Raw genomic sequence first — 12,412 nt, 5'->3', positions numbered from 1 at the left:
ATGGCGGACACCAAAACAAGCATGGCAACGGATCTGTTGCTGCTCCTCACGCTCGCGACGCTTTGGGGCGCGTCCTACACGCTGATCAAGGTCGGTGTGGAGACGATCTCGCCCATCACCTTTATCGCCGTCAGGACGCTGGTCGCCGGTCTCATTCTCGTTGCGGCACTGCGCCTGCGCGGCTTGAAACTGCCGAGGGACCGGCAGACCTGGACGCTCTTCACGGTTCAGGCCTGCCTGAACAGCGCTGTCCCCTTCACCCTGATTGCCTGGGCCGAACAGACGACCGATGCGGGCCTTGCCACCATTTTGAGTTCAACGACGCCGATCTTCGCGTTTCTGCTGACGGCGCTGATCACGCGCCATGAAAGCGTCTCTGCGGCCAAGCTGTTCGGAGTTGCGGCAGGCATTGTCGGAATATGCCTGATCGTCGGCATGGAGGCGCTTGCCGGGTCGGGCGAGAACCTCTGGGCTCAACTCGCCATCGTGACCGCGACGATCTGCTATGCGGCGGCTGCCATCTTCGGGAAGAATTTTAAGGGATTGGACCCGATGATGCCCGCCGCGGGATCGCTGATCGCAGGGGCGGCCATCCTCATTCCCGTGAGCCTCGTGGTCGACAGACCCTGGACGCTGACGCCCAGCACCGATTCGATGCTCGCCCTGTTGGCGCTCGCGGTATTTTCGACGGCGCTCGCCTTCGTCATCTATTTCCGGCTGGTGCAGACGCTGGGCTCCGTCGGCACGACGGCGCAGGCCTATCTGCGGGTGCCGATCGGCGTTGGCATCGGCGTCGTGTTTCTCGGCGAAACGCTTGCCTCGACAGCCTGGCTCGGTCTCGCCTGCGTCGTGACCGGCGTGATTGCCATGACGCTGCCGGCTAGGAGACGCGGTGCTCAGGCTTCCATTGAGTAACCGGCACCGCGGACCGTGCGGATGACATCCTGCATGTTGGAGAAGTTGAGTGCCTTCCGCAGGCGCCCCACATGCACGTCGACGGTGCGTTCGTCGACATAGATGTCATGACCCCAGACGCCGTCGAGCAGCTGCGAGCGCGAAAAGACGCGGCTGGGTGAGGCCATCAGGAATTCCAGAAGTCTAAACTCTGTCGGCCCGAGGCGAACTTCGCGGCTCTTGCGGTGAACGCGATGGGTTTCGCGATCGAGTTCGATGTCGCCGCATTTGAGGACGCTCGAAAGGACCTCTGGTCGGGCACGGCGCAGCATCGCCTTGACGCGGGCCATCAGTTCCGGTGTCGAAAACGGCTTGACCACATAGTCGTCGGCGCCCGTGGCAAGCCCACGAACGCGCTCGCTTTCTTCGCCGCGCGCCGTCAGCATGATGATCGGCAGGCGTTCCGTCTCCGGCCGCATGCGCAGGCGACGGCACAGTTCGATGCCCGAAACGCCTGGCAGCATCCAGTCGAGAATGAGAAGATCCGGAACGCGCTCCTGAAGCCTGATTTCCGCTTCGTCACCGCGAAGCACGGTATCGACCTCGTAACCCTCGGCCTCCAGGTTATACCGAAGGAGGACGCTGAGGGCCTCTTCGTCTTCCACGACTGCGATCTTCGGCTGCATTCCGACTTGCTCCGTCACTCGTCCCGAACTGCACTGGGATCCGCCAGATCCGCTCGCGCTGCTTCAGGTCATTGGTTTTGGCAGTTATCGTCCCGAAACCGGCAGGCGATTTCGGGAGAGCTGCATCATGTCCCGGCGGAGCCGAGCATGTTGGACGTATCGTCCTTAGGACGTTCGCCCTCCGGCTGTGCGCCGGTCGCGATGTAGTAGATGGTCTCGGCGATATTCGTCGCGTGGTCGCCGATGCGCTCGATGTTCTTGGCGCAGAACAGGAGATGGGTGCAGGTGGTGATGTTGCGCGGATCCTCCATCATGTAGGTGAGGAGTTCGCGGAATAGCGAGGTGTACATCGCGTCGATCTCTTCATCGCGCTGGCGGATGATCTCCGCTTTTTCCGCAGAGCGGTTGGCGAAAACATCAAGAACGTCCTTGAGCTGCACCAGCGCCAGTTCGGAAAGATGCTCCAAACCACGGGCAAGCTTGCGCGGGACGCCTGTTCCCTGCACGGCGAGCACGCGCTTGGCGGTGTTCTTGCCAAGGTCGCCGACGCGTTCCAGGTCAGCTGCAATGCGCAGCGTGCCGATGATCTCGCGAAGGTCAGCCGCCATCGGCTGGCGCTTGGCGATGGTGACGATCGCCTTGTCCTGGATATCGCGCTCGGCGTGGTCGAGAATGACGTCGTCCGAGATGACCTTCTGGGCCAGTGCGGAGTCGGAGTTCACGAGCGCACGCACGGCATCTCCGCACATCTGTTCAGCGAGACCGCCCATTTCGGAGATCCGGCGGTTCAGGTATTTCAGTTCCTCGTCATAGGCCGAGAGAATATGGGTCGAAACCATGTGTCTGATCCTTGATGTCTGCAGTTGCGGCTGAGGGCTTTAAGCCCGCATCAGCCGAAGCGGCCCATGATGTAATCCTGGGTGCGCTGGTCATCCGGATTGGTGAACATCTTGTCGGTATCGTTTTCCTCGACCAGATTGCCGAGATGGAACATTGCCGTGCGCTGCGAAACGCGGGCCGCCTGCTGCATCGAGTGGGTGACGATGACGATCGTGTAGTTGGCGCGCAGTTCGTGGATCAGTTCCTCGACCTTGGCCGTGGCAATCGGATCGAGTGCCGAGCATGGCTCGTCCATCAGAATGACTTCAGGCGAAACCGCGATCGCACGGGCGATGCAAAGGCGCTGCTGCTGGCCGCCGGAGAGGCCGGTGCCACCTTCATGCAGGCGATCCTTGACTTCGGCCCAGAGGCCCGCGCGCTGCAGGCTTGCCTCGACGATCGCGTCCATCTCCGTCTTGCCGCGGGCAAGACCGTGGATGCGGGGACCGTAGGCGATGTTCTCGTAGATCGACTTCGGGAACGGGTTCGGCTTCTGGAACACCATGCCGACGCGGGCACGCAGTTCAACGACGTCGATTTCCTTGTCGTAGATATCGTCGCCGTCGAGCGTGATCTTGCCGGTAACGCGGCAGCCCTCGATCGTGTCGTTCATGCGGTTCATCGTGCGCAGGAAGGTGGACTTGCCGCAGCCGGACGGGCCGATCAACGCGGTGACGGTATGCTCGCGGACATTCAGGTTCACGTCATAAAGGGCGCGCTTGTCACCATAATAAACGGAGACATCCTTGCCGATCATCTTATGTGCAACGTCGTTCATTTTCTTGTCCAGAGCCTTCTCAACTGCTGCTTCTGACATCATGTTCATTGCTTTTCCCCCTCTCTCTACCAACGCCGTTCGAAGCGGCGTCGCAAGAGAATTGCGCCAACATTCATCAAGATCAGGAACAGGAGCAGGATCATGATCGCTCCCGAGGTCCGTTCAACGAAGGCGCGTTCCGCCTCGTTGGCCCACATGTAGATCTGTACCGGCAGTGCCGTCGACGGATCCATCGGCGTGGTTGGATAGTTTGCCACGAAGGCGACCATGCCGATCAAGAGAAGCGGCGCGGTTTCGCCGAGCGCGTGCGCCAGGCCAATGATCGTACCGGTCAGGATACCGGGCATGGCAAGCGGCAGGACGTGGTGGAAGATGGTCTGCATCTTCGAGGCACCGAGCCCAAGCGCTGCGGCGCGGATCGACGGTGGCACTGCTTTCAGCGCCGCGCGGGTGGCGATGATGATGGTCGGAAGCGTCATCAGCGTCAGAACCAGGCCGCCGACCAGCGAGGCCGAGCGCGGCAGGCCCATGAAGTTGATGAAGACCGCGAGACCCAACAGACCGTAGACGATCGACGGGACCGCTGCGAGATTGTTGATGTTGACCTCGATCAGGTCCGTGAACCGGTTCTTCGGGGCAAACTCTTCAAGATAGATCGAGGCTGCGACGCCGATCGGCAGGGACAGGACGAGCACGATCAGCATCATATAGAAGGAGCCGATCAGGGCGACGCCGACGCCGGCTGCTTCCGGACGGCTGGACGCGCCGTTGAAGAAAATGCCGGTGTTGAATTCCTTGGCGAGCGCACCGCTGTCGGTCAGCTGCTTCATCCATCCGACCTGCTGGTCGGACACCTTGCGGCTGGTTTCCGCCACGTCGAGATTGATCTGGCCTTTCACGGCGCTGTCGATATCGCCGGCCGCCAGGAGCGAAACCGTCTGGGTCGTGCCGATGATCTCAGGATCGGAAACGACCATATCGCGCAGCTGGCCACGAACGCCGTCCGAAATCATCTGGTTGACGGCACGCAGACCCTGGCGATCGTTTTCGGCGACGCCCAGAACCTTCGCCAGCGCATTGCGGGCGACGATCGGGTAGTTGGCCGTCATCAGCTTGGCCGGATCCGTAGCCCGCACATTATCCTTGTCGATGATCTGCTGCGAGAACTCCACAGGGATGGTGATCATCGTCTGCTGAAAGGCGGTATAGCCCTTCGAGACGACCGACCACAGAAGGAGCATCAGGAACAGGATGCCGAACGAGAGAGCAGCGATGCCATAGGCACGAAAGCGGCGCTCGGCGGCGTAGCGGCGTTTGATACCGATATCGCGACGGGCAGGCTTGGCCAAGACGCCGGCGGTGGAGGAAACCACGTCGGTCATTCGTACTGCTCCCGGTATTTGCGCACGATGTAGAGCGCGTAGATGTTGAGGCAAAGCGTGATCGCAAACAGCGTGATGCCGAGTGCGAAGGCGACGAGCGTCTGCGGCGAGGTGAATTCAAGGTCGCCCGTCAGCTGGCTGACGATCTTGACGGTCACCGTCGTCATCGGCTCGAACGGGTTGAGCTGCATGCGGGCGGCGACGCCGGCGGCGAGCACCACGATCATGGTTTCGCCGATGGCGCGCGAGGCGGTCATCAGAAGTGCGCCGACGATGCCCGGCAGTGCTGCCGGCAGGACGACCTTCTTGATGGTTTCGGACTGGGTGGCGCCGAGACCGAGCGAGCCGTCACGAAGCGTTCCCGGCACGGCGGTGATGATGTCGTCCGACAGCGACGAGACGTAAGGGATCAGCATGATACCCATGACGAAGCCGGCGGTGAGAACGCTCTGTGCCTGGATGAAGTTGGCGTAATCGCCTGTGACAAGGCCGTTCAGCTGCGAAGACAGGTCGCGCAGGAACGGGCCGACCGTCGTCAGGGCAAAGAAGCCGTAGACGATGGTGGGAATGCCGGCGAGAACTTCGAGCAGAGGCTTTGCCACGGAGCGGACACCCCGGGAGGCGTATTCCGACATGTAGATCGCGGAAAACAGACCGCTCGGGACGGCGACGAGCATGGCGACGAAGCCGATATAGAGTGTGCCGAGAAGCAGCGGGATAAGGCCGAACTGACCAGCCGAGTCCGTGGCGCCGGCGGCCGCAAAGCGCGGATCCCAGACGGTGCCGAAGAAGAACTCCCACGGCGGGATGCTGGTGAAGAAGTGCGTTGCTTCCGTCAGCATCGAGGCAACGATGCCGACCGTGGTCAGGATCGCGATCGAGGATGCGACGACGAGGCTGGCGAGGATCACCTTCTCGACACGGTTGCGAGCCCGAAACCGCGGCGCGATGCGCGTGTAGGAAAAGCCGGCGCCGATCAGGGCTGCCAGAAGGACTACCGCGGTCATAACCCAGTTGCTGATCTTGGTCATTACGTTGAGATCGCCAGCGGACTCGACCATGTATGGTTCGGGGTCGCCGGCAAGCGGGACGCCCTTAGCGCCAAGCGCTGCGCGCAGTTCGACGGGATTTCCGCCGATGCGCTCGATCTCGTCCAGGCTCAGTACGTTCATGCCGCGCGCAAGCGAGCTTACCATGCCGAAGGAGAGACCCTGTTCGGCCGGCGAACGCGCCTTTACGTCTTCAGGAAAGCCATCGAGGACAGTGGAGTTGATATAGAGGGGGCTGACGACCAGCCACGCGGCCAGGATGAGAACCGACGGCAGAACGGCGCAGAGTGCGACGAAGGTGCCGTAGTAGCCCGGACGTGAATGAAGCTTTGAGGAACGGCCGCCGGCGATTGCCAGGGCGTGCCTGGTTCCGACAACGTAACAAGCGATCGCAATTATCGCCAGAATCAATAAAATCAATGGTGTGCTCATTAAAATCCCCCGGCCTACCGCCATCGACGGCACCCATTACCGCACAAATCCCACCATCGGAATCAATATGTTTCGCCATCCAAAACGCAGCGACTGACGCCAGGCTTTGCTTCTGTCGGGCGACGGACAAGTCGCCGCCTGGCACGAAAGAAGACCGGCGCCGCAAGAAGCGGCGCCGGAATTTTGATTACATGGTCTTGCCGGCTTCGAAGTCCTTGCGGACCTGTTCGCGCTGATCGTCCGGAGCAGCAACCAGGCCGTATTCGGCGAGCGGGCTGTCAGGGCCGATCATTTCGTCGGAGATGAAGAACTCAACATATTCCTTGAGGCCTGGAATAACGCCGAGGTGAGCCTTCTTGACGTAGAAGAACAGAGGGCGCGACACCGGGTACTTGCCCGAAGCAATGGTTTCGGTGGAAGCAACGACATCCGAAACGGTCGCGACCTTCAGCTTGTCCATGTTGTTTTCATAGAAGGCCAGGCCGAAAACGCCGAGGCCGGTCTTGTTGGCCGAGATGCGGGCCAGCGTTTCGGTGTAATCGCCGTCGATGTCGACAGCTGCGCCGTCCTTGCGAACTGCAACGCACTTGGCAGCAGCCTGCTTGGCATCGGTGATGGCAGCCTTGATGACGTCCGTCGCGCCGGCTTCCTTGCAGCCTTCAGCCATGATCTTCTCTTCGAAGACTTCGCGGGTGCCGTGCTTGGAGCCTGGGATGTAAGCTGCGATCGGGCCCTTCGGCAGGGTCGCATTGACTTCCGACCAGTTCTTGTAAGGGTTGGCAACGAGCTTGCCGTCGACGACGACTTCAGCGGCCAATGCCTTGTAGAGATCCTTCGGGGTGATCTTCATGTCGCCGTTCGACGAGTCGGCGGCGAATACGATACCGTCGTAACCGATGCGGATTTCCTGAACGTCCGTGACGCCGGCAGCCTTGCAGGCTTCGGCTTCGCTCTTGTTGATCTTGCGCGAAGCATTGGCAACGTCGATCGTGCCCTCGCCGACGCCGGAGCAGAATGCCTTCAGACCGCCGCCCGTGCCGCCGGACTCAACAACCGGTGCCTTGAAGTTCGGGTTGGTCTCGGCAAAGGTCTCGGCAACGATCTTCGCATAGGGAAGAACGGTGGAGGAGCCGGCAACCTGAACCTGGTCGCGTGCGGATGCAACGCCGGCAAAGGCAACAGAGGCCACGAGGGCTGCTGCGGAAAGTTTGAACATGTTCATCGAAGTTCTCCCGGTATGGGTTTCCAGAAATCTTGTCATGCCGGCCTCTTAGACATTTGCCGGCTCTCGGCCCGCTGGTCATAGCCGCCCTTGGCCTTAGGTTTTATGTCACTTCGGTGAAACATTTGTGACAATTCAAGCTGTTGAAAATATTGACGTTCTGGAAGAGACCGGGAAAACTGGGTTGGTTTTATGTCAGAAACGGACGGTAAACTCCGTCCCCTTGCCGAGTTCCGACTTCACAAGCAGGCGGGCGCGGTGCCTGGTGAGGATATGCTTGACGATGGCAAGCCCCAATCCGGTACCCTTCTTTGAGCGGCTGTCGGCGACGCTGACGCGGTAGAAACGCTCGGTCAGGCGCGGAACGTGCTCCGCCGGTATGCCCGGCCCCTTGTCGATGACATTGACTTCGACCGGCAGCCTGCCGCCGCCTTTCAGGAAGACATCGACGAACTTGCCCTCCTGACCATACTTGCAGGCATTCTCGATGAGGTTCTCGATCACTTCGATCAGTTCGTCTCGATCGCCCAGCACATCGACCCTGCCTTCGGGAAGATGCAGGCGGATTTCGACGCCCAGTTCCTCAGCCAAAGGCAAGAGCGCGTCGCTGACATGGATGATCAGCGGCTTCAGGTCCACGGTCTGGTCCGGAGCGATATGCGACTTCAGTTCCAGCCGCGACAGGGAGAGAAGGTCGTCCACCAGTCGGCTCATCCTGGTCGCCTGGTCGAGCATGATGCCGAGAAAGCGTTCCTGCGCCTTCGGATCGCCGCGAGCCGGGCCCTGAATTGTCTCGATGAAGCCTCTGAGCGAGGCAAGCGGCGTTCTCAGCTCATGGCTTGCATTGGCGACGAAATCGGATCGCATCCGGTCGATGCTGCGCAGTTCGGAGACATCGCGGAACGACAGGAGGTAATAGTTTCCCATGCCCGGCGCCAGGCCGCCGATATCGATCGGCGCCACGCGCAGGATGAAGACCCGTTCGGACGGAAGGCGCTCAGAATGTTCGATCTGGTTCGGCTGGCCGGTTGCGATAGTTTCGCGCAGCATGTCGAGAATGCCGGGCGACCGCAGCCGCGCTGTCAGATGGGTGCCGATCGGCAGATCGCCGAAGGCCCGCTCCGCCGCCTTGTTGCGGTAGAGAACGGAGATGTCTCCACCCAGCACCACGACCGGCATGTCCAGCGTGCCGAGAGTTGCCGAGATCAGCGGCAGCGGGTCGAAGACGGGTGGCTCCGGAACAGGCATTTCAACCGGTACGACAGGTATCTCCGGCAAGGGCCGGGACAGCACGGCGACGACGAGGGGAAGCCAGAGCACGAAGACCAGAAGATCGTTCGCGCCGGCAACAAAAGCGATCACCGCGATCGTCGAGAGCAGCAGAAGCAGCAGCCACTCGCGCCGGAAGCGAAGTGCCAGCTCTTGCGCAAACCCGCGCTCTTCCTTCGGCAACGCTTCCACGCGCGAACCCCTTTTTGTTTGGTCGAACTTGCGGTCATATAACGCTTGCATGACAGATATGCATCGGTCCTGAGGGAAACCTCAAGCCCTGCAAACCGTTGAAGCATTCGCAGCCGTTTCGGCCGCCGAAGGAAAAAGGACAGCAATCATGGCAGAGACAAGCAGCCGGTCAGCGGAACTAGAAATCGATGGCAAGCTGAGGCATTTCGACATTGACGATCCGAAACTGCCCGGCTGGGTGCATGATCACGCGCTGGAATCCGGCGGCTTTCCCTATGACCACAAGTTGGACAAGGAGAAATACGCCAAGCAGCTGGAGAAGCTGCAGATCGAGCTCGTGAAGGTGCAGTACTGGCTGCAGGATACCGGCAAGCGGATGATTGCGCTGTTCGAAGGCCGGGATGCTGCCGGCAAGGGCGGTACGATCATGTCCATCCGCTCCTATATCAATCCGCGATCTGCACGCGTGGTGGCGTTGAGCAAACCTTCGCCCACCGAAGCGGGCCAGTGGTATTTCCAGCGTTACGTGTCGCACTTCCCGACGTCGGGCGAGATCGTGCTGTTCGACCGCTCCTGGTACAATCGCGCGGTGGTCGAGCCTGTCATGGGCTTCTGCAAGCCGGGCCAATACGAAGCCTTCATGAAGGACGTTCCGCAATTCGAGGAGATGATCGTCGACGACGATATCCATCTGTTCAAGTTCTGGCTGGATATCGGCCAGGAAATGCAGCTGAAGCGGTTTCACGACCGGCGCCACGATCCGTTGAAGATCTGGAAGCTTTCGCCGATGGACATCGCGGCACTGAACAAATGGCCTGACTACACCGCAAAGCGCGACCAGATGCTGGAGCGAACACACAGCAAGCTTGCGCCATGGACGGTGGTGCTGGCAAACGACAAGCGGCGTGCGCATCTGAACGTCATCCGCCACATCCTTGGATCCCTCGATTACGAAGGGAAAGACAGGGACGCGATCGGTGAGATCGACGACAAGATCCTCGGATTTGGCAGCAAGTTCCTGAAATAGAGACAGACAGGTGAGCGAGCCGGACGACGTTGTCGTCCGGCGTTCAGGGTTCAGCCTGCGGGCAAAATGCGGACGGAGTAGAGCAGGACCGGTCTGTCGGAACCGTCGAGGCCGGTATTGATCAGGATGCGGCCCGGCGCGTTTGGCGCGATCGCCCGGTCGAAGCTGACCTTGAACAGGGCTTCCAGTCGCTCCTGGGTTGCCGTGAACCGGTGTCTTGCGCAGCCCCCAAGGCTGCCGAAATCGCAGCGTATCGACATCTGGACACCTTGGTTGCCGCCAGCCTGGACGGTGACCGCGATGGTGGCCGGCCCGCCTGCCAGACGCTGCAATACATCCGCCGGAACCGTGACGGCGATATCACCGCCGGTTTGCGGGGTTGCCGACAGGAGCCGAACGGCTGGACCTTCCGAACCGGTTGCAGCCTCTGCCTTTGCCTCGCGACCGACCTGCAACGTATCGATCTGCTTCGGTTCGAAGACCTGCGCCCATTCATCGGAAAAGCCGCCGCGAGGATCAAAGCGCGCATTGGGACCCGCCTGCGATTGCGACGCCCGGTTGGCGGCCTGCAGGGCCTCGTCCATCACCGACTGGACCAGGCCCGAATTATAGAAATACCAGCAAGCGACGCCGACGACTGCAAGCGAGATGACCCATTTCAGCAGCCAGGAGATCAGCCGCTGACGACGGCTCTTGCGCGGCTTGGCTGCAGGGTTCGTCTCGGCGTCGAGAGATCCGCGCCGCTTCCTGCCGCGCTCGGGCTTGGCAACAGGCGGTTGGCCACGTTGCACGCGGTCCGGCTCGACCGAGGTCAGTCCGTCCATCTGCGGCACTTCGGATGAGGCCGGACGGAAATCCGGTCGCGCGGCGCCGAGACTTCCGAGATCCCCGGCCGACTGGACATCGTTGGGCTGCCTCTGGTCATTTGCCGGGGATGGTGCGCGTGTTGCGCCGCCGAGACCGGTATCCGGATCGGGGGCGGCTACCCTTTCATCCGCAACGATCGGGGCTGCGACATCTGGAGCTGCGGCTCTGGCCGTGGCGGCAGGTGCGACAACCGGGTCGATGACAGGGTGAGTGATCTCGTCAGGCTCGATAGCGGGACCGGCCAGCCGGTCCACTTCCTCCGTCTCGATCTCGCGGATCTTTTCTTCCAGCCGCTTTTGCTGCTGCATGACAATCAGCTTGTCGGTCACGCCCTGGCGCTGCAGACCTGCTTCCAGCGCCTGTCGCGCCGACTGATAAATCCGTGCCCGCGTGTCGCCATCGGTCCGATCGGAACGATCAAGGGCATTCCTGATGGCTGTTTCCAAACCGCTCACTGCGGATCCTTCCGGTTGTGCATACCCGACTGCCGGCCTTGCTGAAAAGACGGCGTTAATTTTCGGTAACCTCTCCGTCGCCGAACTGCAAGCCGGTGGTCAATGGCCTTCCTTCGCCAAGATTGGGGAGAAGATATGGTTAGGCGTGAGAATGCCGCGGAAACAGACGCTTATCGAGCCGCCAGTGCGCATGGCACGCATACCTTCGCCAGACGGAGCCATCTTTCCCGAGCCGAGTGCATCTGCTAAAACCGATATTACGTGTGCGTAAACGTAAACCAAAAGGAGATTGCCGATGCTTCCGGACGTGCTGAGACAAGGACTGCGAATTCCCGTCGTGGCGTCGCCGCTGTTCATCATCTCGCATCCGGCACTGACCTTGGCGCAGTGCAAGGCCGGCGTGATCGGCGCCTTCCCTGCCCTCAATGCTCGCCCGGAAAGCCAGCTGGACGAATGGCTTGCCATGATGACCGAGGATCTTGCCACCTATAATACGGCCAATCCCGACAGGCCGGCCGCACCGTTCGCCGTCAACCAGATCGTCCATACGTCCAACAGGCGGCTGGAACACGACCTGACGATGTGCGTGAAATACAAGGTGCCGATCGTCATCTCCTCGCTCGGCGCAGTGCCGGAAGCGAATGCCGCAGTGCATTCCTATGGCGGCATCGTGCTGCATGACGTCATCAACAACCGGCATGCGAAGTCCGCGATCCGCAAGGGTGCCGATGGGCTGATTGCTGTCGCAACCGGTGCCGGCGGTCATGCGGGGACGCTTTCTCCCTTCGCGCTTATTCAGGAGATCCGCGAGTGGTTCGACGGCCCGCTCCTGCTCGCCGGCTCGATCGCCACCGGCGGCGGCATTCTGGCGGCACAGGCGATGGGGGCCGACATGGCCTATATCGGCTCACCCTTCATCGCCACGCACGAGGCACGCGCGGTCGACGGCTACAAGCAGATGATCGTCGAATCCTCCGCTTCCGATATCGTCTATTCCAACTATTTCACCGGCATCCACGGCAACTACCTGAAGGGCTCGGTGACGGCGATGGGGCTCGACCCGGATGCGCTTCCGAGCGCCGATCCGACCAAGATGGATTTCGACGCGGCTGTGAGCGGCCCCAAGGCCTGGAAGGACATCTGGGGCGCCGGCCAGGGCGTCGGCGCCGTCAAATCGGTGACCTCAGTCGCAGATCTGGTCGGACGGCTGGAGCGTGAATATGCAGACGCCCGCACAAGGCTAGCGCTCTGACAGCCCATGGACCGCATGGAGAAAATTT

The 12,412-nt window shown here is 61.1% G+C and carries 11 protein-coding genes; 3 read left to right on the top strand and 8 right to left on the bottom strand.

Translation table 11 applies throughout. From position 1 onward, the window contains the following. Entirely contained in the window at window positions 1–915 is a 915-nt protein-coding gene (locus tag G6K99_RS01905) for a DMT family transporter (RefSeq protein WP_174195553.1), read from the top strand. On the opposite strand, the gene phoB is transcribed toward G6K99_RS01905, so the two are convergent. From phoB to phoR, 7 genes are all read right to left on the bottom strand, one after another. Next, on the bottom strand, window positions 897–1,580 hold the full coding sequence (phoB, locus tag G6K99_RS01900) for a phosphate regulon transcriptional regulator PhoB (protein ID WP_062453930.1): 684 nt from the start codon (window positions 1,578–1,580) through the stop codon (window positions 897–899). The genes G6K99_RS01905 and phoB overlap by 19 nt on opposite strands. 125 nt (window positions 1,581–1,705) lie before the next feature. Beyond that, the gene (gene phoU, locus G6K99_RS01895; RefSeq protein WP_062453931.1) at window positions 1,706–2,419 is read right to left on the bottom strand and encodes a phosphate signaling complex protein PhoU; all 714 of its coding nucleotides are present in this window, start codon (window positions 2,417–2,419) and stop codon (window positions 1,706–1,708) included. A gap of 50 nt (window positions 2,420–2,469) precedes the next feature. Continuing rightward, entirely contained in the window at window positions 2,470–3,285 is an 816-nt protein-coding gene (gene pstB / locus G6K99_RS01890) for a phosphate ABC transporter ATP-binding protein PstB (protein WP_174195552.1), read from the bottom strand. A gap of 17 nt (window positions 3,286–3,302) precedes the next feature. Beyond that, window positions 3,303–4,619 carry a phosphate ABC transporter permease PstA gene (pstA, locus tag G6K99_RS01885; RefSeq protein WP_113109437.1) on the bottom strand — a complete coding sequence of 439 codons (1,317 nt, stop codon included), beginning with the start codon at window positions 4,617–4,619 and terminating at the stop codon, window positions 3,303–3,305. After that, window positions 4,616–6,100: a phosphate ABC transporter permease subunit PstC gene (gene pstC, locus G6K99_RS01880; RefSeq protein ID WP_062453934.1), complete on the bottom strand. Its 1,485-nt coding sequence runs from the start codon at window positions 6,098–6,100 to the stop codon at window positions 4,616–4,618. The genes pstA and pstC overlap by 4 nt, the downstream gene beginning before the upstream one ends. Window positions 6,101–6,287: 187 nt before the next feature. Next, complete coding sequence (locus tag G6K99_RS01875; protein ID WP_062453935.1) at window positions 6,288–7,322, bottom strand: substrate-binding domain-containing protein; 1,035 nt, start codon at window positions 7,320–7,322, stop codon at window positions 6,288–6,290. Between the two features lie 195 nt (window positions 7,323–7,517). Then, window positions 7,518–8,834: a phosphate regulon sensor histidine kinase PhoR gene (gene phoR / locus G6K99_RS01870; RefSeq protein ID WP_174195551.1), complete on the bottom strand. Its 1,317-nt coding sequence runs from the start codon at window positions 8,832–8,834 to the stop codon at window positions 7,518–7,520. A 97-nt stretch (window positions 8,835–8,931) separates the two neighbouring features. Between phoR and ppk2 the strand changes: the two genes are divergently transcribed. Continuing rightward, window positions 8,932–9,810, top strand: coding sequence for a polyphosphate kinase 2 (gene ppk2, locus G6K99_RS01865; RefSeq protein WP_062453936.1), 879 nt, complete (start codon window positions 8,932–8,934; stop codon window positions 9,808–9,810). 50 nt (window positions 9,811–9,860) lie between these two features. On the opposite strand, the gene G6K99_RS01860 is transcribed toward ppk2, so the two are convergent. After that, window positions 9,861–11,132: a hypothetical protein gene (locus tag G6K99_RS01860; protein WP_139283895.1), complete on the bottom strand. Its 1,272-nt coding sequence runs from the start codon at window positions 11,130–11,132 to the stop codon at window positions 9,861–9,863. 295 nt (window positions 11,133–11,427) lie between these two features. On the opposite strand from G6K99_RS01860, the gene G6K99_RS01855 reads away from it, so the two are divergent. Next, a complete protein-coding gene (locus G6K99_RS01855) occupies window positions 11,428–12,384 on the top strand; it encodes a nitronate monooxygenase family protein (protein WP_174195550.1) in 957 nt (318 codons plus the stop codon). The last annotated feature ends 28 nt before the right edge of the window (window positions 12,385–12,412 follow it).

Source organism: Neorhizobium sp. AL 9.2.2 (assembly GCF_013317225.1).
GTDB lineage: Bacteria > Pseudomonadota > Alphaproteobacteria > Rhizobiales > Rhizobiaceae > Neorhizobium > Neorhizobium soli.
This window is presented reverse-complemented; position numbering and strand designations above follow the sequence as displayed.

Coding starts and splice junctions, on each gene's coding strand:
- pstA (WP_113109437.1), bottom strand. CDS start 4,619: ATGACCGACGTGGTTTCCTCCACCGCCGGCGTCTTGGCCAAGCCTGCC.
- pstB (WP_174195552.1), bottom strand. CDS start 3,285: ATGAACATGATGTCAGAAGCAGCAGTTGAGAAGGCTCTGGACAAGAAA.
- phoU (WP_062453931.1), bottom strand. CDS start 2,419: ATGGTTTCGACCCATATTCTCTCGGCCTATGACGAGGAACTGAAATAC.
- G6K99_RS01875 (WP_062453935.1), bottom strand. CDS start 7,322: ATGAACATGTTCAAACTTTCCGCAGCAGCCCTCGTGGCCTCTGTTGCC.
- ppk2 (WP_062453936.1), top strand. CDS start 8,932: ATGGCAGAGACAAGCAGCCGGTCAGCGGAACTAGAAATCGATGGCAAG.
- G6K99_RS01855 (WP_174195550.1), top strand. CDS start 11,428: ATGCTTCCGGACGTGCTGAGACAAGGACTGCGAATTCCCGTCGTGGCG.
- G6K99_RS01905 (WP_174195553.1), top strand. CDS start 1: ATGGCGGACACCAAAACAAGCATGGCAACGGATCTGTTGCTGCTCCTC.
- phoR (WP_174195551.1), bottom strand. CDS start 8,834: ATGCAAGCGTTATATGACCGCAAGTTCGACCAAACAAAAAGGGGTTCG.
- phoB (WP_062453930.1), bottom strand. CDS start 1,580: ATGCAGCCGAAGATCGCAGTCGTGGAAGACGAAGAGGCCCTCAGCGTC.
- pstC (WP_062453934.1), bottom strand. CDS start 6,100: ATGAGCACACCATTGATTTTATTGATTCTGGCGATAATTGCGATCGCT.